Annotated in this window: 21 protein-coding genes; 3 read left to right on the top strand and 18 right to left on the bottom strand. The window is 62.3% G+C overall.

What is annotated here, in order from left to right; all coding sequences use genetic code 11:
* Positions 1 to 7: 7 nt before the first annotated feature.
* The 3 genes from ssuD to NKJ67_RS03655 all read left to right on the top strand — a co-directional run bounded on the left by ssuD (position 8) and on the right by NKJ67_RS03655 (position 3,201).
* Entirely contained in the window at positions 8 to 1,165 is a 1,158-nt protein-coding gene (gene ssuD / locus NKJ67_RS03665; protein ID WP_352580516.1) for an FMNH2-dependent alkanesulfonate monooxygenase, read from the top strand.
* Positions 1,166 to 1,357: 192 nt separating this feature from the next.
* Positions 1,358 to 2,116: a class I SAM-dependent methyltransferase gene (locus NKJ67_RS03660; protein WP_352580515.1), complete on the top strand. Its 759-nt coding sequence runs from the start codon at positions 1,358 to 1,360 to the stop codon at positions 2,114 to 2,116.
* Between the two features lie 467 nt (positions 2,117 to 2,583).
* On the top strand, positions 2,584 to 3,201 hold the full coding sequence (locus tag NKJ67_RS03655; RefSeq protein ID WP_352580637.1) for a helix-turn-helix domain-containing protein: 618 nt from the start codon (positions 2,584 to 2,586) through the stop codon (positions 3,199 to 3,201).
* Positions 3,202 to 3,254: 53 nt separating this feature from the next.
* On the opposite strand, the gene NKJ67_RS03650 is transcribed toward NKJ67_RS03655, so the two are convergent.
* From NKJ67_RS03650 to NKJ67_RS03565, 18 genes are all read right to left on the bottom strand, one after another.
* The gene (locus NKJ67_RS03650; protein ID WP_352580514.1) at positions 3,255 to 3,647 is read right to left on the bottom strand and encodes a hypothetical protein; all 393 of its coding nucleotides are present in this window, start codon (positions 3,645 to 3,647) and stop codon (positions 3,255 to 3,257) included.
* A 301-nt stretch (positions 3,648 to 3,948) separates the two neighbouring features.
* A complete protein-coding gene (curA, locus tag NKJ67_RS03645; RefSeq protein ID WP_352580513.1) occupies positions 3,949 to 4,968 on the bottom strand; it encodes an NADPH-dependent curcumin/dihydrocurcumin reductase in 1,020 nt (339 codons plus the stop codon).
* A gap of 49 nt (positions 4,969 to 5,017) precedes the next feature.
* Positions 5,018 to 6,100 (bottom strand): amino acid ABC transporter permease, encoded by a 1,083-nt coding sequence (locus tag NKJ67_RS03640; protein ID WP_352580512.1) that lies wholly within the window; start codon positions 6,098 to 6,100, stop codon positions 5,018 to 5,020.
* Positions 6,097 to 7,290 carry an amino acid ABC transporter permease gene (locus NKJ67_RS03635; protein WP_502905169.1) on the bottom strand — a complete coding sequence of 398 codons (1,194 nt, stop codon included), beginning with the start codon at positions 7,288 to 7,290 and terminating at the stop codon, positions 6,097 to 6,099. Before NKJ67_RS03635 ends, NKJ67_RS03640 begins: the two co-directional genes overlap by 4 nt.
* 13 nt (positions 7,291 to 7,303) lie before the next feature.
* Complete coding sequence (locus NKJ67_RS03630; RefSeq protein WP_352580510.1) at positions 7,304 to 8,338, bottom strand: amino acid ABC transporter substrate-binding protein; 1,035 nt, start codon at positions 8,336 to 8,338, stop codon at positions 7,304 to 7,306.
* A gap of 436 nt (positions 8,339 to 8,774) precedes the next feature.
* Positions 8,775 to 9,794 carry an isopenicillin N synthase family dioxygenase gene (locus NKJ67_RS03625; RefSeq protein ID WP_352580509.1) on the bottom strand — a complete coding sequence of 340 codons (1,020 nt, stop codon included), beginning with the start codon at positions 9,792 to 9,794 and terminating at the stop codon, positions 8,775 to 8,777.
* 11 nt (positions 9,795 to 9,805) lie between these two features.
* Positions 9,806 to 10,129 (bottom strand): hypothetical protein, encoded by a 324-nt coding sequence (locus NKJ67_RS03620; RefSeq protein ID WP_352580508.1) that lies wholly within the window; start codon positions 10,127 to 10,129, stop codon positions 9,806 to 9,808.
* Entirely contained in the window at positions 10,126 to 10,914 is a 789-nt protein-coding gene (locus tag NKJ67_RS03615; RefSeq protein WP_352580507.1) for an ABC transporter ATP-binding protein, read from the bottom strand. Before NKJ67_RS03615 ends, NKJ67_RS03620 begins: the two co-directional genes overlap by 4 nt.
* Positions 10,908 to 11,909 carry an ABC transporter permease gene (locus tag NKJ67_RS03610; RefSeq protein WP_352580506.1) on the bottom strand — a complete coding sequence of 334 codons (1,002 nt, stop codon included), beginning with the start codon at positions 11,907 to 11,909 and terminating at the stop codon, positions 10,908 to 10,910. Before NKJ67_RS03610 ends, NKJ67_RS03615 begins: the two co-directional genes overlap by 7 nt.
* Positions 11,910 to 11,923: 14 nt before the next feature.
* A complete protein-coding gene (locus NKJ67_RS03605; protein ID WP_352580505.1) occupies positions 11,924 to 12,952 on the bottom strand; it encodes an ABC transporter substrate-binding protein in 1,029 nt (342 codons plus the stop codon).
* A gap of 57 nt (positions 12,953 to 13,009) precedes the next feature.
* Positions 13,010 to 14,335, bottom strand: a complete 1,326-nt coding sequence (locus NKJ67_RS03600; RefSeq protein WP_352580504.1) for an O-acetylhomoserine aminocarboxypropyltransferase/cysteine synthase family protein — start codon at positions 14,333 to 14,335, stop codon at positions 13,010 to 13,012.
* Between the two features lie 30 nt (positions 14,336 to 14,365).
* Positions 14,366 to 15,418 carry an isopenicillin N synthase family dioxygenase gene (locus NKJ67_RS03595; protein WP_352580503.1) on the bottom strand — a complete coding sequence of 351 codons (1,053 nt, stop codon included), beginning with the start codon at positions 15,416 to 15,418 and terminating at the stop codon, positions 14,366 to 14,368.
* A gap of 359 nt (positions 15,419 to 15,777) precedes the next feature.
* Entirely contained in the window at positions 15,778 to 17,067 is a 1,290-nt protein-coding gene (locus NKJ67_RS03590) for an NtaA/DmoA family FMN-dependent monooxygenase (protein ID WP_352580502.1), read from the bottom strand.
* Between the two features lie 20 nt (positions 17,068 to 17,087).
* Entirely contained in the window at positions 17,088 to 18,011 is a 924-nt protein-coding gene (locus NKJ67_RS03585; RefSeq protein WP_352580501.1) for an LLM class oxidoreductase, read from the bottom strand.
* Between the two features lie 10 nt (positions 18,012 to 18,021).
* A complete protein-coding gene (locus NKJ67_RS03580) occupies positions 18,022 to 19,401 on the bottom strand; it encodes an acyl-CoA dehydrogenase family protein (protein WP_352580500.1) in 1,380 nt (459 codons plus the stop codon).
* A complete protein-coding gene (locus tag NKJ67_RS03575; protein ID WP_352580499.1) occupies positions 19,379 to 20,371 on the bottom strand; it encodes an ABC transporter permease in 993 nt (330 codons plus the stop codon). Before NKJ67_RS03575 ends, NKJ67_RS03580 begins: the two co-directional genes overlap by 23 nt.
* Positions 20,372 to 20,375: 4 nt before the next feature.
* Positions 20,376 to 21,341, bottom strand: coding sequence for an ABC transporter permease (locus NKJ67_RS03570; RefSeq protein WP_352580498.1), 966 nt, complete (start codon positions 21,339 to 21,341; stop codon positions 20,376 to 20,378).
* Complete coding sequence (locus NKJ67_RS03565) at positions 21,334 to 22,968, bottom strand: dipeptide ABC transporter ATP-binding protein (RefSeq protein ID WP_352580497.1); 1,635 nt, start codon at positions 22,966 to 22,968, stop codon at positions 21,334 to 21,336. The genes NKJ67_RS03570 and NKJ67_RS03565 overlap by 8 nt, the downstream gene beginning before the upstream one ends.
* Positions 22,969 to 22,979 lie beyond the last annotated feature (11 nt).

Raw genomic sequence — 22,979 nt, 5'->3', positions numbered from 1 at the left:
CAACCCGATGTCCAGCAACACCCGTCCGCTCGACCTCTACTGGTATCTGCCGACTCACGGCGATGGACCGTATCTCGGCACGGATGAGCGGCACCGCCCGGCAACCTTCGGTTATCTCAAGGAGATCGCCCAAGCCGCCGACCGGCTTGGCTTCAAGGGCGTGCTCTTACCCACCGGAACGCGGTGCGAGGACGCCTGGATCGTGGCGGCCGGGCTGATCCCGCTCACCGAACGGCTGAAGTTCCTCGTGGCACTTCGGCCGGGCAGCGGAACACCGGCCCTGTTTGCCCGTCATGCAGCCACGCTGGATCGTATTTCCGGTGGCCGTGTCCTGCTCAATGTCGTCACCGGTGCGGATCCGGCCGACCTCGCCGGCGACGGCAACAAGCTCAGCCATGACGAGCGCTATGCGCAGACCGACGAGTTCCTGACCATCTGGCGGCGGATCCTCTCGGGCGAGCCGGCCGATTTCGAGGGCAAGTACCTCTCTGCCCACGGCGCCGACATTTCCTTCCCGCCGGTTCAGCAGCCGCATCCGCCACTCTGGTTCGGCGGCTCTTCCGACGCCGGCATTGCGATCGCCGCCAAGCATGTGGACGCCTATCTGAGCTGGGGCGAGCCGGTGGACCAGCTTGCCGAGAAGATCGGCCGCGTCAGGGTGGCCGCGGCGGCACAGGGCCGGACGTTGCGTTTCGGTCTTCGCATTCATTTGATCGTGCGCGAGACGGAGGATGAGGCCTGGACCGCGGCCGACCGGCTGATCAGCCATGTCACCGACGACCTGATCGCGGAGGCCCAGAAGGGATTTGTCCACATCTCGGAATCCGTTGGGCAGAAGCGCATGTCAGCGCTCCATCAGGGCCGGCGCGACCGGCTGCTTGTCGGTCCGAACCTGTGGGCGGGACCCGGGCTGGTGCGTGGCGGCGCCGGAACGGCCCTGGTCGGCAATCCCGACAATGTCGCCGCGCGCATTCGCGAGTATCAGGAAATCGGCATCGAAACGATCATTGCGTCCGGCTACCCGCATCTCGAAGAGGCATTCAACGTCGCCGAGCTGCTTTTCCCCAAACTGGGCCTGAGTGGCGAAACCGCCCCAGCGGAGCGCGGTTGGGACGTCGAGTTCGGACGCGGTGTGCTGCCCAAGGCCACTGCATCCGCATCGTGACGACTTGGCGTGACGTAAGAAGTGAATGGCAGCCCTATTGGTGTCGTCGGCACGTCACCCCAGTCCAACCAGGGGAGCGTCATGATACGCTCCGCCTACGCATAAGAGAATAATTTCATGTTTCCAAGTCGTCGCGTCGCCTTGAAATTTGTCGCTCTTCTCGGCGTTTCGATCGGCGCCTTTTGCACTTCAATGGCATTTGCGCAAAGCGTCGATCCAGCGCTCGAGAAGCTGATTGGCGGGCCTCAGCGCTCACAGCCCAACAGTGTGCGGGACAAATATCGGCATCCCGGCGAAGTGCTGACGTTCTTTGGCGTGAAGCCTGACAGCACCGTCGTCGAAATCCTTCCTGGCTCGGGTGGATATTGGACCGAGATCCTGGCCCCTTATTTGAAACAAAACGGCCACTATATCGCGGCAAATAGCGAGAAGGCCTCGCCTTCCGCTGAAGTCCAGAAGGACAATGCCGCCCTGGCAGCCAAGCTTGCCGCCGACCCAGCCGACTATGACAAGGTCACCGTCACTGAATTTGCAGCCGACAAATATGCCATCGCGCCGCCGGGAAGCGCGGATTTCGTGCTTACCTTTCGAAACATCCACAATTGGATGAGTGCGGGCACCACCGCGGACGCTTTCGCCGCCTTCTATAAAGCGCTGAAACCTGGCGGCATCCTCGGGATCGAGGAGCACCGGGGCAAGCCGGACGAGCCGCAAGATCCGCTGGCCAAGTCCGGCTATGTACGCCAGGACGTTGCGATCGGTTTTGCGCAGGCGGCTGGCTTCAAATTCGTTGGGAGCTCCGAGGTCAACGCCAATCCGAAAGACACCAAGGATTATCAGAGCGGCGTGTGGACCCTGCCGCCAACCTTCAAGCTCGGCGCGCAAGATCACGCAAAGTATGCGGCCATAGGGGAGAGCGATCGCTTCATCCTGAAATTCCAAAAGCCATAAGGGGTCCAGAGCTTCAGCTGGCATTGTCTGGCTCGTGTTTGAAATGGTCATAGCCTATGGCGGCGGTGGTTGGCTGCCGCGACGGAGTATCTAGATCGGGTTTCCAGTACTCGTCGATGTCGCAACCTGGGGACTGCTCGAGTCGCAATGCCATGCTCCTCTGCAGGTACGCGGTAGCAGCATATTTCTTGGACAGCTCTAAAATGGAATGAAGCACCAGGCTATCCGCCAGTACCACAGCTAGTGTTGGGTATTAGTTGGAGCATGTAGGAACGCAATGTCTGCGCAAGCCATGAATGTCATTAGTCTGGATGCCTTCCGCAATGCGCGGAACGCTCATCATTCAGTACGCTCGACGGCTGCTCCTCGCATCGCCCCGGACGTAGCGCCAATGGCTTGGATTCCGGTATGGTTCGTGCCGGTCTTCTGGGTCGGTACACCGTCAACGCTGAATTGATATTTCCTTGGTGGACGGCGTCTCAAACGTCATTGATCTCGCCGACAGCGCGGACCCCGCCAATGAACTACCGCAGGTCCTCGGACACAATCTGCGCAGGCTGAGAACGCGGCAAGGCCACTCCCTTGAGCGGCTCGCAAAATTGTCTGGGGTCAGCCGCGCCATGCTGAGCCAGATCGAAACCGGCAGAAGCGCTCCCACCATAAATCTGCTATGGAAAATCGCGACGGCGCTGGGCGTGCCATTTGCAACATTGCTGGACAGCCAAAAGGTGCAAGGGACCGTCGTCTTGCGCAGCCGAAACGCAAAAATCCTGACATCGGTCGACGGCAAATTTACGTCGCGCGCACTGTTCCCTTTCGACGGGGAACGGAAAGTCGAGTTCTACGAGCTGCGCTTCTCGGCCGGACACACCGAAAACGCCGAGGCGCATGCTCCAGGCACCATCGAGAACATCATCCTGATCAGAGGTCAGTTGGAAATCAAGGCAGGACATGAGCCGCCACATCTGCTCTCAGAAGGAGACGCCATCCTGTTCGAGGCCGACGTGCCGCACAGCTACAAAAATCCCGGCGACAGCGAGGCCGTCGCCTATCTCGTCATGACTTATGTCGAGGCTGTGGGCTGAGCAAAAAAAGGGGCCGGCTAGCCGACCCCTTCTAAAAGACAAAGCAGTGGCGATCAGGCCATCGAGCCCATCATCATCATGCCGCCGCACATCATCATCATCGGCATGCCGGCGCCGTTCATGGCCATCATGCGCTTGCAGCATTCCATGAACATGTCCTTCGAAGCGTCGTTCATCGGGTTCATTTCGCAGACCATGCCGGTGGCGGTCATCTTGCAGGTCATCATGCACATCATAGCGGGCATCATGCCCTGCATCGGCATGCCGCCCATCATCATCGGGTTCATCTGCATGCCGCCCATCATCGGCATCATGCCACCCATCATCGGGTTCATTCCACCCATCATCGGGTTCATGCCGTTCATCATCGGCATCATGCCATTCATCATCATCGGCATCATGTTGTTCATCATTGGCATTGGCTGCATCTGCATTGCGGGATTCATGGTCTGCTCCGTCTGGTTGAGAGACGTCCCGCAGCGGCAGGCCGTCGATGTCGGAGCTCTACGCCGCGAAATCGCGCTTCGACAACATCAATTCCAGGGCGCCCGTCGCTTTCCTCCGCTACAACGGAGGAAATGTCCGTGGCATTGGAAAAACGCCCGTCAGCCGATCTTCTCCATGCTCAATGCGCCTTCCAGTTGAGCATGGATTGCCCGGATTCACTTCTGGATTGGTACGGGATTTTGTCAAACGAGGCTGCTGTAGAAACCGCCTCAAGACGCCGACTCACGTTGCGAGACGCAATTATTGCGCGACCTGCACGATGAGCTTGCCGAAATTCTTGCCGTCGAGAAGGCCGAGGAAGGCCTGTGGCGCGTTCTCCAGGCCCTCCACGACATCTTCCCGGTAGCGGACCTGCCCGGACGCGATCCACCCGGCCATCTCGCGATAGAAGGCTGGACGCTGGTCGACGAATTCGCGCTGGATGAAGCCCCTTATCGTCAGGCTGCGGTGGAGCACCTGCTGCATCAGCGTCGGCAGCCGGTCGGTGCCGGAAGCGACGATGGTGCTATATTGCGCTATCAAGCCGCAGACCGGCACACGCGCAAACTCGTTCAGCAGGGGAAACACCGCATCCCAGACGGGACCGCCGACATTCTCGAAATAGACGTCGATGCCATCAGGGCAGGCCGCCTTCAACTGCTCGGCGAAATTGTTGGCCCGGTGATCGACGACCGCGTCGAAGCCGAGTTCCTGCCGCACGAAGGCACATTTGTCGGCGCCGCCGGCGATGCCAACGGCGCGTGCGCCCTTGATGCGCGCGATCTGGCCAACGGCCGAGCCGACCGCGCCGCTGGCCGCCGCAACGACCACAGTCTCGCCGGCCTTTGGCTGTCCGATCGTGAGCAGGCCGGCATAGGCAGTGAAGCCCGGCATGCCCAGCACACCGAGCGCGGTCGTGATCGGTGCCGCGGCAGGGTCGAGCTTGCGCAGACCGACACCATCGGACAGTGCAAAACTCTGCCATCCCGAGTGGGACAGCACGATATCGCCTTCAGAAAAGCCGGCATGGCGGGATCTGATGACCCGCGCGACGGTGCCGCCTTCCATCACGCCGTCGATCTCGACCGGCTTGGCATAGGATCTGGCAGCGTTCATGCGCCCGCGCATATAGGGATCGAGCGACAGGTAGAGGATCTGTAGTAGCAGTTCGCCCTTCCCCGGGTCGAGAGGTTCAACCGTCTCGATGCGGAAATCGTCGAGCTTCGGGCAGCCTTGGGGCCGCGACGCAAGCACGACCCGGCTGTTGCTTTGGGTTGGCATTCGGAACCTCGCTACAAACGGATGTTGTACTCGAAAAATCGTGGCGAGTTCAGCGGCGATCCGACCGGCGCAGATATTTCTCCAGCCACAGGCTGTAGCGCGAGCCGCCGAAGCACAGCACGAAGTAGATCAGCGCAGCGAACAGATACGCCTCGTCGTAATAGCCGAGCCATTGCGGATCGGTTGCCGAGGCGCGCGCCGCATTGAGCAGATCGAAAATGCCGATGACGGCGAGCAGTGACGTCGCCAGCAGGAAGCCGATCGCCAGATTGACCATGCCGGGAATGACCAGGCGCAGCGCCTGCGGCAGCACGACAAGCTGCATTGTGCGCCAGTAGCCGAGGCCAAGCGCGGTCGCCGCTTCGTACTGGCCGGACGGGATTGCCTGGAGCCCGGCGCGCACGACTTCGGCGACATAGGCCGACCAGAACAGCGTGATCATGATCATGGCGCGGACGTTCTTGTCGACCAACTGGCCACCGGGAAGGGCCATCGGCAGGATCAGCATCGCCACATAGAGGATCGCCACCATCGGAGTGCCACGCATCAGTTCGATGAAGATGACCGAGAGCGTACGCAGGCCGCCCATGCTGGAACGTCGCGCCAGGGCCAGCAGGATCGCCAGCGGCGTCGCCAGACCGAAGCAGACCGACCATACAAACAGCGTCACCGCCAATCCGCCCCATTGGTTCGATGGGACGCTGGGAGGCGTCACTGTGCCGGACATCAGGATCCAGCTCGCGGCGACGACGACAGGCCAGGCAATCAGCAATTCCTTGCGCCAGAAGCGCGGCTGCGCGGTGACGACCAGCAGCCCCAGCAGCAGCACCATGACGACCAGCGGCCGCCATTGCAGCGCCGGCGGGTAGAAGGCGAACAGGATGAAGCGGAATTTTGCCCCAACGAACGCCCAGCAGGCGCCGGATGCGGCCGCGCAGTCGGTTGAGGTGCCCGTCCACGTTGCGTCGAACACGCCCCAGCGCAGGAGCGGCGGTATGATCCAGGCCAGCAGCGCCACCGTCACCACGGTGATCAGGGAATTGAGCGGCGTGCCGAAGAGTCCGATCTTCAGGGTCTGCAGCGTTGCCGACGATCGCCACGTTCTCAGATCAAGAGCCTCGGAGATGCTCATGTTCGTGCAAATCCTCTGAGAGCGACGCGCCGGTTGTAGATATTCATCCCCGCCGAGACCGACAGGTTGATCGTCAGATAGATGGCGATCAGCAGCGTCAGCGCTTCCAGCGACTGTCCGGTCGTGTTGGCCGTGGTGTTGATGATGCTGACGAGATCGGGGTAGCCGATGGCGACCGCAAGGCTGGAATCCTTGGTCAGGTCGAGATAGCTGGACGTGGTCAACGGGGTGATGACGCGCAATGCCTGCGGCAAGACGACAAGCCGCATGATCTGGCCGTTGTGCAGGCCGAGCGCCCGCGATGCTTCCCATTGGCCACGGTCGACCGACTGGATGCCGGCCCGCACGATCTCGGCGATGGCGGCCGAGAACTTCACCACCAGGCCGGTCAGCAGAGCGGCGAATTCAGGCGTCAGATTGTAGCCGCCACGAATGTTGAAGCCGGCCAGCGCCGGTATCTCCCAGGTGGCGCCGGACCCGGTCAGTGGAAAGGCCAGCACAACGCCGGCCAGCAGCAGCGCGGTTGCCAGGCCGAGGTGCCTGATTGACAGGCCGCCACCGCGCCATGCCCAGACAACGAAGACCAGATACGCCAGGCCAAGGCCGCCAAGCAGCCAGAGCGTCGACGACGAAACATCATGAAAGCCAAGCCCCGGCACGAACACGCCGCGGTTGGTGAGGAAGAAGCTGTTGAAGGCCGATAGCGCCTGCTTCGGTGAGGGAAATGATTTCGCCAGCGAAATCCAGAAGAACAGTTGCAGCAGAAGCGGTGTGTTGCGCACGATCTCGACATACCAGCGCACCAGTCCCGCCAGCAGCAGATTGCCGGAGAGGCTGGCAACGCCGAGGGCGACGCCGAGAATGGTCGCCAGCACGCAGCCAAGAATCGCCGCCCGCAGCGTGTTCAACAGGCCGGCCAAGATGGCACGTATGTAAGGATCGCCGGCCTTGAACGCGATCGGTGCCTCGCCGATCTCGAAATTGGCCGGCCGGCTGAGAAAGTCGAAGCCCGGCGTGATGCCGATGCGGGCCATGGTCGCGGCGGTGTTGTGGCCAAGCAGCCAGAACAGCGCGATGACCGCCGTGATGACGGCGACCTGCGTCAGCGGATAGCTGCCCCACCACAATGAGATCTTGCGCAAAATGCCGGGTCCTTTTGGACCCGGCACAACTCCGTCAATCAATGACATGGGTTGGAGTGTCTCAGCGGAATGGCGGCGAATAGAGCAGGCCGCCATTGGTCCACAAACCGTTATAGCCGCGCTCCCAACCGAGCGGCTTCAGGTTCCGCTCGTAGATCTCACCGTAATTGCCGACGGTCTTGATGATGTTGTAGGCCCATTTCGGATCGAGGCCGATCGCCTGCGCGAGCGACGGATCGACGCCGAGGAAGCGCTGGATGGCCGGGTCAGGCGACTTGAGGAAGTCGTCGATGTTCTTGCTGGTGATGCCCCATTCCTCGGCCTGGATGGTGGCGTTGACCGTCCAGTTGACGATCTCGAGCCAGCGGTCATCGCCGCCGGCAATCGCCGGTGCGAGCGGTTCCTTGGACAGGCGCTCGGGCAGGATGATGTAGTCATCCGGCTTCTTCAACTGGGTGCGCTTGCCCACCAGATCGGAGGAGTCCTGCGTGATGGCGTCGACGCGACCCGACTCCAGCGCGTTGGTGAACTCGTTGGTATCCTCGATCGTGACCGGCGTGAATTTCTTGCCGGTCTTGCGGAAGAAGTCGGCGATGTTCAACTCACCCGTCGTGCCGCTCTGGACGCCGATCGTGGCGCCGTCGAGATCGGCCGCCTTGGTCACGCCGAGGTCCTTGCGCACCAGGATGCCTTGCCCGTCATAGAATATCGTCGGGCCGAAATGGAAGCCAAGCTGGAAGGCGCGCGTGATGGTCACCGTCACGCCGGACAGCAGCACGTCGAATTCGCCAGACTGAAGCGCCGGCAGACGCTGCTGCGGCGAGGAATTGGTGAACTCCACCTTTTCGGGATCGTTAAAGACGGTGATCGCCAGGGCGCGGCCGTAGTCGACGAAGAAGCCCTGCCATCGGCCATTGCTGTCCGGCGAAAAGAAACCGGGCGTCGTGCCGACGCCGACCTTGATCGTGCCGCGAGCCTTGATCTTGTCAAGTGTGGGACCGGCATAGGTCGCGGTTGTAAAAAAGCCTGCCACCACCACCAGCGTCGCCGCCAGTGCTGCCCTCCAGCCGGCGCAAGGCCGCATTGCAATCGTCATGTCAGTCAACTCCTGAGGTTCATAATTGTCAGCCGACGGCGGACGTCCCCCGCCCTGTTCGACCGCCTCGAACTTAACTCTATAATTTTTATAGACTAAGGAATGACGATCCAATTTCCTGCCTGCCGGGAAAGCAGTTTGCCTTAAAAACACCCACGGACGGCGACTGCCAACCACTGTCCACCAAAGTCCCCGAAACGATGTTCTCGACGCAACCAATGGCATTGTGATCCCTGAAGACAAAAATGGCCGGGCCCGAAACCGGCCCGGCCAAAAAGAAGGTGATAACCTTCAGAGGGGAACACCGTTCAGTGGAATGGGAGGAAACCGCCGAACGATCATTCTGTTGTGAGCCGATTTTTGGCCAGATGCGACGATTAATTTTCCAAAATCGGCCGGCATTGCAAAAATCCTGTTCTTTCTTGCTACGCGGACCTCAGCGCACCGGGGCTTCCGGCTCGAGCAGATCCGCATAGTGGCGCTTTGCCACGTCGGGATGCGAGCGCAACCGGCTTTTCAGCACGTTGGTTCCGACATCGCGAAACAGCGGATTGTCCGGATCGCTGGCCGGGCCGCGCGCCCGCGCCGCCAATTCCTCGGACAGGCCAAGCAGCGGGATCGTCGCATCGAGCCTGGCGCTGAAGAAGAACGGCACCGAAATGCGCTCGACGCCGGCGGGCGGCGTCACGACGCGATGCACGGTCGCGCGCAGATAACCGTTGGAGGCCAGTTCAAGCAATTCGCCGATGTTGACGACGAGCGTGCCGGGAATGGGGTCCACATCCACCCAGCTTCCATCATAGTCGACCTGCAACCCCTTGTTGTCATCCTGCAGCAGCAGCGTCAGGAACCCGCCATCCTTGTGCGCGCCGACACCCTGGTTGCCGCCCGTTGCGTCAAGGCCGGGGTAGCGCACGATCTTCATGCGATGGTTGGGCTCTGCGCTGTAGATCGGGTCGAACGCGTCCTCGGGCTGGTCGAGCGACAGCGCGAAAGCCTTCAGCAGCCGGATCGCCACGGCCGTCACCTTGCCCTGCCAGGCAAGCAGCGACGGTTTGAGATCCGGCAGCGCCGTTGGCCACTGGTTCGGGCCCTGCAACCGCGTCCAGGCGGGAACTCCCGGCCCCTGCGCTATGGGTTGGCGCTCGACGCCGATGTCGAGCTGCTCGCGCCAGTCTTCCTTGCCCTTGGTGAGTTCGCCGCCGGCGCGCGTGTAGCCGCGGAACTGCGAGGACTTGACCATCTCGATCGAGAGCTTGTCAGCCTCCGCCAAGGCAAAGAAGCGGCGCGACGCGGTGAGCACCTCACTGATCTCGGCCCACGGGATGCCATGTCCGGCCAGATAGAAAAAGCCGATGTCGCGTGAAGCGGAACGCAAATCGGCCAGAAATGTCCGGCGTTCCGACGCGCCTTGTCCAAGACGGCTCAGATCGAGCACAGGCACTATTCTGGGCATGATGAGCGTCCTTATTTCCTCTGTCTCGGATTTTGCATGATGTTTCCCAGCAAAAGTGCGAGGCAGGAAACGATGGCTCCCGCCCACAGCAATTCCGGTGAGTAGCGCTGGATGCCGAGGAAGTGCCAGCTTTTGCAAAGCGACATGGCGAGAGAGCAGCGGTCCGATGTGTGCAGCAGGCATGGCAGTGTGCGTTCGATGGGAAAGCCGGTGTTCGACATGACCTGCGCGTAGACGACCGCCCACCAGACGAGGGCGGCAAGCGTCAATGCAATGCCGACCGCTTCGAGCCAACGCAGCGAAAACAGTTTCGTGACCGAGGCATTCTCGTTCATGCGGAGAACCCGAGTATCTCGAGGATGTGCTGGCGTTGGGCGACGATGCGCGGATCGTCGCGTCGCCGCGGATAGGGCAAGTCGACCACAACCTCCGCCTTGATGCGCGCCGGGCGCTCGGTCAGCACGATGACGCGCTGGGAGAGCAGCAGCGCCTCCTCGACATCGTGCGTGACGAGAATGACGGTATAGCCGGCCTGCCGCCAGAGCGACAAAAGGTCCTCCTGCATGGTCAATCGGGTGAGTGAATCCAGCCGGCCCAGAGGCTCATCGAGCAGCAGCAGGCGCGGGTCGTTGACGAGGGCACGCGCAAGGGCGGCGCGTTGTGCCATGCCTCCTGACAGCTGGTGCGGAAAGGCGGATGCGAATGCGTCCAGCTTGACGAGTCGAAGCGCATCGTCGATCCGCTTCTGACTGCCGGCCAGGACGCCACGCGCCTCCGGCCCGATCGCGACGTTGTCGCGCACGGTACGCCACGGAAACAGGGTCGCATCCTGGAAGACCAGCACGCGTGATGGATCCGGCTTGGTGACCACCGCTTCATCCGCCAGTACGTCACCGTTGGTCGGCCTCTCCAACCCTGCCGCCAGCCGCAGCAAGGTCGACTTGCCGCAGCCGGAGGGCCCAAGCAGCGCCACGAATTCGCCGGGCGCCACGGTCAGGTCGATCTGCCGCAAGACAGGCAAGGGCTGTCCGTCCAGATCGTATTGATGCGAGACGCCCCTGAAGTCGACGGCGAGACCGGCGGCGTTCTGGGAAACGGCGCGAACGGCAGCGGCTACCATTGCACTACCCCTTTCTGCCAGCCGAGCAGGCGGTCGCGCACGACGAATAGCAGCTTGACCAGGCCCGAGCAGAGCAGCGCCATGACGATCAGCATGGCGTAGACATTGGCGTAGGCCGAATAGGCGGTCTGGAACTGCAGGTACCAGCCCATGCCGTATTTGGCGCCGAGCATTTCGGCCACCACCAGAACCGCGAACGAATAATAAAGCCCCATGAACAGGCCGACGAAGACGTGCGGCAGAGCGGCGGGTATCGCCACGCGAAGAACCAGATAGCGGTTGCTGGCGCCCAGCGTGCGCGCCACGTCATAGAAAGACCGATTGACCGAATTGACGCCCGAGGCCGTCAGGATCGCGACCGGTATGCCCGACGCGAGCGCGACCAGAAACAGGCTGGCCTGGAACGTCGTCGGGAACAGGAAGAATGTCGCCGGTATCCAGGCGCTCGCTGGCACCGGGCCGATCAGCTTCAGGATAGGCATGCCCCAATAGGCGAAGGTCTTCGACCAGCCGAGTGCAACGCCGCCTATGAAGCCGACAACGATGCCGCTGAAAAAACCGATCGACCACAGCCGCGCTGTGTAGACGATGCAGATGAGAATGCGCTGCCAGTCGACGATGTAGACATGCAGCAGGCCGTGGGGTGGCGAGAAGAACGGTTTTGGCATCCAGCCGAGCTTGGCCGTGATCAATTCCCACACCGCGAACCAGAGGCCAAGCGCGATCAGCCAGGGACCGTAATGGATCAGGCCGCGACCGAAGGCGCCAAGCCTTTCGACGCTGAAGGTAAGGCCCGCAAGCAACAGGGCGCCGGCGACCAGCAGTGCAACAAAGACGTCGCGACTACCCCAAGGCACGACATCGGGAAATGCCACTGTAACCACGGCCGCGAGCAACCAGGCAGCGGCCGCATAAAGCCCGTGCTTCCACACCGGACCGGCAAAAGCGGATGAAACGCTTTTGCCTTCCGTGTCCTTGTCAACCGCTGCACTCATCCGCCCAAGTCCCGTCAGGCGAGAATGTCGACCGTCACCCGCTGCGCGAGTTCCGCCGGATCGGTGGTCGGGTCGAGCACCTTGATCAGCGCCAGATCGGCGGCGGCATGCTTGACCTGATCCTGCAGGTCCTTGCCGACCGGGTGGTTGTGCAGCACCCATGAGGAAATCTCGTCGCGGATATCCTCGAAGGGGAAGCCTGGGTTGAGGTTGTCGACGAACCATTTGGCAACCTCGTCGGGATGCGCCGAGGCATATTCGTGGATCTCGATATCGGCCTCGGCCAGTCGCCGGATGGCGTCCTTGTTGGCGTCGAGGAAGGCCGAATTGACGCCGAGCACACAGCACACCGCGCCCTCGAAGGAGCCGGTTTGCGTGTTGGCGACTTCCACCAGGTCGAACTTCTTCTTGTGGGCATAGGCCCAGGGATCGAGATGCGCCAGAGCGTCGGCCTGGCCCTTGCCGACCGTCTCGCCGACGAGATCGAAAGGCACATTGGTCCAGTTGACGTCGTTGTTGGGGTCGAGGCCGGCCTTGGCCAAGGCAACCTGGAAGGAATGCTTGGGCGGGCTGGCAACATCATAGGAGACGATGGTCTTGCCCTTCAGGCCTTCGAGCGTGGTGACACCGGAGGCCTTCGATGCCAGCAGCCGCGTGCAGCCGCCATGCGAGCCGACGAAGAGCTTGACGTCCAGCCCCTGCTCGAGCGGCTTGACCCAATCATAGAGCAGGCCGGCGCCGGCGTCCGTTTTGTTGGTGGCGATCGACTGTATCAGGGTCTGGCCGCTGGCGCCCTGATAGTAGAGATCGATGTCGAGATCGTGCTTGGCGTAGATGCCCTTCGACAGCGCAAACGCGATCGGCGAATGGCAGGCCGCGAATTCGGTCCATGACAGCCGAACCTTGGTTGCGTTGCCGGCGATGGCATAGCTGGTCGGCCTGGCGAGCAAACCTACGGCCGCTGCGCCAACTCCGAGCGCGCCAGCGGCGCGCAGCACACCGCGCCGCGAAATCCTCGATGTGGTTTTTCTGCTTGTGGTCATAATCCCCTCCTGTGATCGGGTGAATGTGAAGCCGGCAAACTGTCTCCGGCAAAATCCCTAGGCAGCCTTCAACTCGCGATCGCCGACAGCCTGGTCAAGCGCCTGTTCGAGATCCCTGATGATGTCGTCGGGATGCTCGATGCCGACGGACAGCCTGACGTAGCCGGGCGTCACGCCGGTCGCGAGTTGCTCCTCGGGCGAAAGCTGCGAATGGGTCGTGGTCGACGGATGGATCGCCAGCGAGCGCGCGTCGCCGATGTTGGCGACGTGGTAGAGGAGTTTCAGCCCGTTGATGAAGGAACGTCCCGCCTCGCGGCCATCCCTGAGTTCGAACCCGACCAATGCACCGTAGCTGCCTTGCCGGAAATAGGCATCGGCGCGGCGCTTGCTCTCGCCTGTCTGGTAGCGCGGGAAGATGACATTGCTGACCTTCGGATGCCCGCGCAGATACTCCGCCACCTTGATGGCGTTCTCATTGTGTTGGCGAATTCGCAGCGGCAACGTCTCCAGGCCCTGCAACAGCTGGAAGGCATTGAACGGGCTGATCGCAGCACCGACGTCACGCAGCAGAACAGTGCGGATGCGCAGCACATAGGCCACCGGGCCGAGCGGCTTGGCGGCCTCGACCCAGACCTTGCCGTGATAGCTCGGATCGGGCTGGTTCAGCGTCGGGAAGCGTTCGGCATGCTCTTCCCATGGAAAATTGCCGCCATCGATGACGATGCCGCCGATCGAAGTGCCGTGGCCGCCAATGTATTTCGTCGCCGAATAGACGACGACCGCCGCACCATGTTCGAATGGCCGGATGCTGAGGGGTGCCGCGGTGTTGTCGACGATCAGCGGCACGCCGAGCGAGCGGCCGATGTCGGCGACCTCCTTGATCGGGAAGACCTGCAGCTTCGGGTTGGGCAGCGATTCCGCATAGTAGGCGCGGGTGCGTGCATCGGTGGCGCGGCGGAAGTTTTCAGGATCGGACGGATCGACGAAGCGGACCTCGACGCCCAGATGCTTCAGCGTGGCGGCAAACAGCGCCCAGGTGCCGCCATAGAGATCGGTGGCGGAGACGATGTTGTCGCCCGCACCAGCAAGGTTCAGCACCGAATAGGCCGAGGCCGCCTGGCCCGACGAGAGCAGCAGGGCGGCGGCACCGCCTTCCAGCGCCGCGATGCGGGTTTCCAGCGCATCCTGCGTCGGGTTCGAGACACGCGTGTAGATGTGGCCGATCTCATCGAGCGCGAACAGCCGGTCGGCATGGGCGGTGTCCTGGAACTGATAGGACGTGGTCTGATAGATTGGCACGGCAACCGCGCCGTTGGTGGGATCGGCGCGCCAAGAGCCACCGTGGAGGGCGAGAGTCTCGGGAGAGAGATTTTCGAGCGTCATGGGGTCGTTCCTCCTGTGTTGTTGGTGCCGTCAAGCAAACGGCGCGACTTCGGCGCGGGCCTGGGTCGCTAAGAGATCGGCGTGATGACGCCGCGCGACATCGGGATGCGAGCGCAGCCGGCTTTTCAACGCGTTCTGCCCGGAGTTGCGGTAGAGCGGGTTTTGGGGATCGCGGGTGACACCGTTTGCCTGCGCCTTCAGGTGCGGCGCCAGATCAAGCAGCGGAATTTCCGCGTCGAAAGGAGCACCGAGGAAGAAGGCGACAGACAGCCGGTCGGTGCCCGCGGGTGGCGTCACAACCCGGTGCACGGTGGCTTTGAGATAGCCATCGGTCGCCATTTCCAGGAGCTCGCCGATGTTGACGACAAAGGTGCCGGCACGCGGCTCGGCGTCGATCCAGTCGCCATCGGCGGCTTCGACCTGCAAGCCCTTCTGCTTTTCCTGCAGCAGAAGTGTCAGGAAGCCGCTGTCCTTGTGTGCGCCGACGCCCTGCTCGCTCTCGGTCGAATCACGGCCGGGATAGCGAATGATCTTGATCAGGTGGTTCGGCGTGCCGGCATAGATGGTCTCGAACGCGTTCTCGTCCTGCTCCAGGACAACAGCGAATGCCTTGAGCAACCGCGTCGACAGATCGGTTAGGCGATCCTGCCACTCGATCAACAGCGGCTTCAATTCCGGCAAGGCGCTTGGCCATTGGTTCGGCCCCTGCAGGCGCGTCCAAGCCGGCAATTTGCCATTGCGCGGTAGCGCGGGGGCCTCCGAGCCGATGTCGACCTGTTCGCGCCAATCCCTCTGGCCTTTGGTCAGTTCCTGGCCGACACGATTGTAGCCGCGGAAATGCGGCGAGTTGACCATTTCGATCTGGAGCTTGTCCTGGTCTGGCAGAGCAAAGAAACGCCGTGACGCGTGAAGCACATCGTCGATCAACGATTGCGGAATGCTGTGTCCGGTGAGGTAGAAGAAGCCGACGTCGCGTGCCGCGCGCCGCAACCCCTCAATGAATTCCTTGCGGGAAGCCGGATCGGCTTCGTAACGAGAAAAATCCAGCACCGGGATTGTTCTCTTGTCGACAGTACTGCTCATTTCGATCCTCTCATATCGTGATCGAAGCGTCGCACCGCCGACGGCGGAAACAAAGAAAACGCCATCCCTTTCCGCGACAGGTGAAGAAATTCACGTATCGCTTATGCATGTCCGGCAGCGTATTTTTGTTAAATCTATAAAATTAGTAGATTTTGATTGCGGACAACGTCGGCCCAATCCTGAGCGGCACGAATGGCGGAGGCTCCGACGTGCGAGCTGCGATCGCTTTGCGGCCTTGATCGCGTTCCAACGATAATGATGATCGCGGTGAGGTACGCAAGGTCACAGCGCACGCGTGTCCGCATTGTGAGGCGCTCCCGCCAGCATGGTTCAAGGCACCGCAATCAAAGTGACGCTTTCTAAAGTGGCGGCGTCGGTGAGGCTGCCTGAAAGTGCTCGCGTAGAGTAGCCGTCTCATACTCATGGCGGTACAGGCCGCGCTTGCGCAGGATAGGCACGAGTTCGTCGACGATCACCGCGAGCCCGTCGATCAAGCGATCGGGCTGCAGATTGAAGCCGTCGATGGCGCCAGCATGGAACCAATCCTCGATGTGATCGGCGAGTTGCTCTGGGGTACCGACAAATCCGGCATGGCCCGATCCTGTGTACCGTGTCTGCTTAAGGTACTCGCGAACGGTGGGATTGGTTTTGCGGATTTGCGCAACGATCGATTCCCGAAAGCCTATGCTGCCTAGGAAGGTCTGGGTGTCCTTGATCGGGCCCAGGACAGCCTCGGGAAATGGCTCGTCGAGCTTGAGTGTCGAAGCGTCGTAGCCGATAGCCTGTGATAGCCAGCCGATCGAATAAGATGGCGGGCCTGCGTCATGAATTTCATCGCTGCGGCGACGCGCTTCCTCCTCGGTACTCCCCAGGCTCAGCAACAAGCCCGGGAGTATCTTGATGTCGTCAGGCGAGCGCCCATTGTCGAGAGCGAAACCTTTGACCAAGCGGTAGTGCTCGATGGCTTGATTTTTGGTTAGCTCGGCCGCGAACACGCCTTCAGCCACGCGCCCTGCGAGTGCGCGACCCTGCGGCGAACCACCCGCCTGAAAGATGACCGGACGACCTTGCTTCGACGTTGGCACGCGCAACCGGCCATCTATATCGAAGAACTCGCCATGGTGGTGCACATCGCGACCTGTTTCTGCTGAATCCCAAAGCGCCCGCACGACGTCGACGAACTCGCTCGCGCGTTCATAGCGGTCGTCGCGAAAAGGGATTTCGGGCATGCCGAAGTTGCGTGCTGCGGCTGCGCCGCGCGTGGTGACGAGATTCCACGCCGCCCGCCCGCCCGTCTGATGGTCCCAAGAGAGCAAGCGCTCGGCAAGTTCGAACGGGTCGTTGAATGTCGACGAAGCCGTGGCAACCAGGCCCACGCGCGAGGTTGCCGCTGCCACCTGCCCCCAGTTCACCGTGGGTTCAAGGCGGATTGGGTTGGCGTCATACGCCGGGTCGCCCAGCAACGGGCCATCAGCCAAGAAGAGAGCGTCGAGGGTGCCCCGCTCAGCGGTCTTGCCAAGGTTGGCCCAGTAATCCGGGTCGATGAAGGAATCCTTGTTCAACAGCGGCGTTTTCCATGCCGCCGGGAGGTAACCTAGCACCAACACGTTGATGCCGAGGAGCACATGGCCGGTTCGCCTGTTCGTCATCAGTGATGCTCCGTGGTCGACTAGAGATGGACGTGCGGCTTCGGCGACGGGAAGGCAGCGCGCGCTGTCAGCGGCAGTGGCGCCGGTCGGGAAAGGTCCAGTGCGGCGCGCAGAGACCCACCGACCGCGACAGGAGCGAAGCCGTCAGCAAGCCACCGCTCTGCGGTGTCAAGCAGTTCACCCACCGACTGCCCAAGGCCCGCGCGCAAGACGACGCCCGCGATTTCGCCTGCCGGAGGCTCCTTGCCGAGCGCCACCACCGGCACCGATCCCGCGGCACCGAGGACAAGCTCTATCGGGTCGTTACCGCGCTCCGGCGGGGCGTCCGCCACCGTTGCGGCGTACCAAGCGATAACCGACGCGCCGGTCGCCGCTTCGGGTGCGTTCAATGGCCCTGCGATGGAGAAGCTGTTGTCGATGTCGACATGCACGATGCGATTCGACTCCACCAGGATACCGGTCACCCGGTTGCCGACGATTGAATCGTGCGGCCAGCTCTGCTCAAGCGCGCGCACCGCTTGGGCCGCGTCGAAGGCCGTCTGGGGGTTGAGCGGCGCACCGGCACCAAGCCCCGCTCCGCCCCAGGCCGGCGCTTCCTTCGGACCTTCTGGCGCATAGGCGTCCCCTACCCCGAACAGCACGCCGCTGCGACCGCCGGACAGGTGCGCAAGAGAGGCGACACGGCGTGCGATGTTGTAGGGATGATCGCGCTGCGGCGTCACAGCAATCAGGAAACGACCGTATTTCGTAATGCCCGCCAAGGTCGCACCGACAGCACTGCTCGCAAGCGTGACCGGTGCTGGTGCGCTGCCGTCGACGCGGTCGATACCCAGCACGCTGAAGGCAATAGGCAATGCGTCCCAGCGGGACAGCAGTGCGCGGCTTGCGGTGAGTTCCACCAGATGCGGGCCGGCCAGCCCAAGTGCAAGGTAGGGAGCTGTCATTGCACCCTCCTCAGTTGCCTTGGCCACCACGGCCGAGCCGGGCGATGTTCGATACGGGTGGAGTGTCGTTGACCAGATAGTCGCCCAGGATGCGTGCCTTGTAGGCGACCGGGTTATGCGACGCGAGCGTACGCGCATTGCGCCAATGACGATCGAGCGCGATCTGCTGGGACGTCGCGGACGCACCGAGAGCATCAAAGACATGGGTAGCCGCGTGCAAGACCCCGTCGATGATCGTGAGCTGGGCTTGCGCTACGGCCACTTCTCCGGCCACGGCGCGCTTGTCGCGCAGCGTGACGTCCCCGGCCGCGTGGGCGGTGGCAATAAGGTCGAGCGCGTTTGCGGCACGGCGCAACGCTGCCTCCGTCGAGAAGACCCGCACCGATATCTCGCCGATCACCTGCAGCAACTGCGGGTCAAGCGCAGGCACCGGGTTGAGACCTTGCGGATAGTTGCGACCGCGCGACTTGAGCGCTGTGATACCGTCGCGCAGGATTGCCCGCGTAATGCCTGTGAGCACCGCCAGTATTGCCGTTTGGTAGAAGTGGCCTTGGTAAACGACACGTTCGCTCGCCGGGAAGACGTCGCCCTCATGCGCGAGGGCGTCCTGGTAGGTGGCGCTGCCGCTTGCGGTGGTGGATTGGCCAAAGCCTGGCCAGTCGTCGGTCAGCACGACGCCTGGCTGGTGGCGGCTCACCAAGGTGGTGATAAGCGAGCCGTCTTCGCCCTTGCCGATCACATCGAGCCAGTCGGCATAGAGACTGCCGGTGGCATAGAACTTTGCGCCGGTGACCTTGTAGTGGTCGTCTTCTCGGATCACGGTCGTTTTGATGGTAGCGTAGGTACCGTTGTTGGCTTCCGTCCAGCCGCCGCCGACGAACTCGCGGTCTCGGAAGCGCTGGAGCCAGCGGTCGTTGGCCGGTGACGGCGACGCGTTCAAACGGTCTTCGATGAAGGCCAGATGATTGCGCCATACGTGAGCGACATTCGGATCGGCTTCGGCGAGCAAAGCAAGGAGGTAGAAGGTCTGCTCGAGCGAGGCGCCCCACCCTTGGAATTCCTGGGGTAGGCGCACCAGTGCGAAATCGGCATCCTTGAGCCATTGCACCTGCTCGAAAGGAAAGGTTCGATTGCGCTCGCGCTCGACATTGCCCTGCGCGATGCGGTCGAAGATCGGCTGGAAGCGCTCCACGAGCTCGTCTTCCCTCGCCGTTGGCGCGCGCAAGTAGCTTAGCGAAATTGGTGCATCCACTGTCGTGATCCTCTTACTCGTCATGTTGGCGGCGTCGCGGCAAAACATTGCGGCGACGGGCTTTGATTGCAGGATTGTCTGGTCACGGATGCGCAAATCTTCATCGATGCAAACCTCAATACAGGCTCGATGGATCACGCCATCTCGTCACGATATCGACGACGAAAGTGCAAAGGACGAACGAGCTCGCAGCGAAGATCGTCGTACCGATGACGACAGGAAAATCGCCTTCAAGCGCCGAGTTGATCGCCAGCCGGCCGACCCCATCCAGTCCGAAGATTGTCTCGGTGACGATCGCCCCGCCCATGATGACGGCAAGCTCCAGGCCGCCCAGCGTGATTACCGGATTGAGGGCAGCCTTCAAGGCATGATCGTAATAGACCCGCCATTCCGGAACACCCTTGGCTCGCGCTGTCCTGATATAATCCTCGCCCAGCACTTCGAGCATGCTGGCGCGCACCACCCTTTGGAACAGGCCGATTTCGGCAAGCGCCAGCGTCAGCCATGGCAGGGCCAGGTGGCGGGCCCATTCGAACGGATTTTGCGTCAGCGCAACGTAGCCGCTGCTCGGGAACCAGAAAATGCCGATGTTCGACAGCTGGAAGAACAGGAAGTAGGAGATCAGGATGCCGGAGAGGAACGTCGGCACCGACAGGCTGGCATAGGCCAAGCCCGATATAAGCCTGTCCAGCCATGAGTCCTGCCGGCGCGCGGCAATAACACCGAGCAGGATCGACAGCGTCATCCAGATGACGACCGCGCCGAGGGCCAAAAAAAGCGTCACCGGCACCTTGGACAGGATGAGGTCGGTCACCGGCGTCTGCTTGCGGAAGGAGTAGCCCAGCCCCGGCGGCCAGTGTGCGAGTCCCATCGGCGCGCCCTGAATGTCGGGGCCGCGGAAGAGGTAATACCAGAGCTGCAGATACCACGGTTCGTTGAGGCGCAGCGCATGCGCGATGGCGTCGATCGCCTGCTGGCTGGCGTTGCGGGGCGCCAGCATCGCGGCCGGATTACGATAGGCGATGCGGGTGATGAAGAAGGCGATCACCAGCACGATGAGGAGCGTCGACAGCGCCCGGAAGATCAGCCCGCCTGTATGCCGGATCATCGCTTCACCCGCTGCGGCGATGGGGGTCGAGGACGTTGCGAAGGCCGGCGCTCAGCATGTTGAATCCGGCCACGGTCAGAAAAAGGGCTATGCCCGGCCCGAGCAGAAACCAGGGCTGCAACTGGTAGAGCGAGGACCGCTGCGACTCGGCGATCATGTTGCCCCAGCTTGGCTGCGGCGCCTGCACGCCGACGCCGAGGAAGGAGAGCGTTGCCTCGGCGATGATGTTGGTCGGCAGTTGCACCGCCCAGTAGACGAGGATCACCGATGCGATGTTAGGCAGGATTTCGCGCACAATGATCCGGGTCTTCGAAGCGCCTATCGTCTGCGCGGCCTCAACCAGCGGGCTGCGGCGCAAGACAAGCACGAGGCCGCGCGTCAGCCGGGCGAAATAGGTCCAGGAAAACAGCGTTATGATCAGCACCACCACCAGCGAAGGCTCGACAAGCGGCTTGCCGTCAACGCCCCGGTTCAAGGACAGAAGGCTGAGCGCGGTGACGATGAACGGGAAGGACAAGGCAACGTCTACAGCCTGCGAGATGACGCGATCGACGCGGCCGGCAAAGAAGCCGCTGACAAGGCCGACCGCAGTGCCGATGATCATGGCCAGCGTGGTCGCGGGAATGGCGATGGCCAGCGACACGCGAGCGCCATAGAGCGTGCGCACCAGAACGTCGCGGCCATTGCCGTCAGCGCCAAGCGGAAATTCGAGTGTTGGACCGGTCGGCAGCCCCATCTCGGTCAGCGCCGTATCGCGGAACTGCTCCGTCACCCCGTGACCGAGCAGCCATGCGACCACCGGCGCCAGCAGCGCACCAGCAACAACGAAGCCAATGATCAGCGCGCCGATGCAAAACGACCTCTCGCTCAACAGCGCACGCAGGAGCAACAGCCTATAAGAGCGAACGATCTCACCGTGCCCCGACAGGATGCCATCCTGAACGGACGCAAGCGCATGGACGTCAGGCATGCGCGGCGATCCGCTCTTGAACCGGATCGTACCTCAGGACCTTGCCGGGAATTGCGTCTATCAACCTGACCGTATAGGGATGACGGGGAGCGCCGAACACGCGCGCCGTGTCGCCCGCTTCCACGATAATCCCTTTCTCCAGCACGATGACGCGGTCGCAAAGTTCCGACACGACACCCAGATCGTGCGAAATGAACAGCAGCGACAGGTTCCGTTGCCGACGAATGGCTTGGAGCAGCTTGATGATCTTGGCCTGCGTCGTGATGTCCAATGCAGACACCGGTTCGTCGGCGACGATCAGCGAGGGTTCGAGAGCAATGGCGCGCGCAATGGCGACGCGCTGCCGCTGGCCTCCCGAAAGCTGAGCCGGAAACCGGTCGAGCACGTCGCCTGGAAGCTCGACATCGCGCACCAGTTCTTCCACGCGCCGACGGATCGCTACTGCATCCATTTTGGCCGCGATGATGAAGGGTTCGGCCAAGATGGAGCGAATGCGACGCCGGGGGTTCAGGCTGGCATAGGGATCCTGGAAAATGACCTGTATGTCCGACCGCAATTTGCGGTCGATGCTGATGCCGCTTGGGCCTGGACGGGAATAGGCACGTTCACGCAGCGAGATGCTGCCTTCGTCCGGCTGGTCGAGACCGGCTATCAGCCGGCCAATGGTCGACTTGCCGGAGCCGGATTCGCCGACGAGGCCGACAATCTCGTTCTCGCGGACTGTGAAGGAAATGTCCCTAAGCACTGGCCTCACCAGCGCGCCCGCGGCGGAACGACCCGCAAAAGAGCGTGCGACAGCCGAGACAGAAAGCAGGTCGGGCGACAGAGGCAGCAGTGGGCTTGTCGCGCAGGTTGCCAGGCCACCAAGGCGCGCCGCGCCGAGCAATTCCCTGGTGTAGGCCCGCCGCGGGGCCTTGTAGATCAACTCGGCTGGAGCCTGCTCCACCACCTGCCCCGCGCGCATGACCAGCACATCGTCGGCGATATCTGAAACGACGGCCAGATCGTGGCTGACGAAGATCATGGCCGTGCCGTGCTCCTGCTGAATTCGCTTCAGCAGATCGAGGATCGACGCCTGCACGGTGACGTCCAGCGCGGTCGTTGGTTCGTCGGCAATGATGAGGCCGGGATTGAGCGCGATTGCCGCCGCGATCATGACACGCTGGCGCATGCCGCCCGAGAACTGTCTGGGATAGTCGTTCACGCGAGCCGAGGGATCAGGAATGCCGACATCGGCCAGCAGATCGAGAACGCGCTCCCGCAGCTCCCGTCGCCCCACCTTTCGGTGCGCGGTGATTGCCTCAGCGATCTGCTGGCCTACCGTCTTCAGCGGATGCAGGTTGCTGAGCGGATCCTGGAAGATGAAACCGATGTCGGCGCCTCGCCGACGGCGCAAATCGCCGGCGGCGAGGCCCAGTATCTCAGTGCCATTGTGCAGCACGCTGCCGCGCACGCTGGCCCCCACCGGCAAAAGGCCGGTGGCGCCAAGCAGAGACACGCTTTTGCCCGAGCCGGATTCGCCGACGATGGCGAGCGTGCTGCCTGGTTCGATGGCGAACGAAACGCCTTGTACCACTTCCGAGGCGCCGAATGCGACGCGCAGATCGGCGACGGAGAAGATGGGCACGTGCGCCTCCT

It is taken from the genome of Mesorhizobium sp. M0088 (assembly GCF_040322895.1).
Taxonomy (GTDB): domain Bacteria; phylum Pseudomonadota; class Alphaproteobacteria; order Rhizobiales; family Rhizobiaceae; genus Mesorhizobium.
The sequence above is the reverse complement of the archived record's forward strand: the minus strand, read 5'-3'. Positions and strand labels throughout refer to the sequence as shown.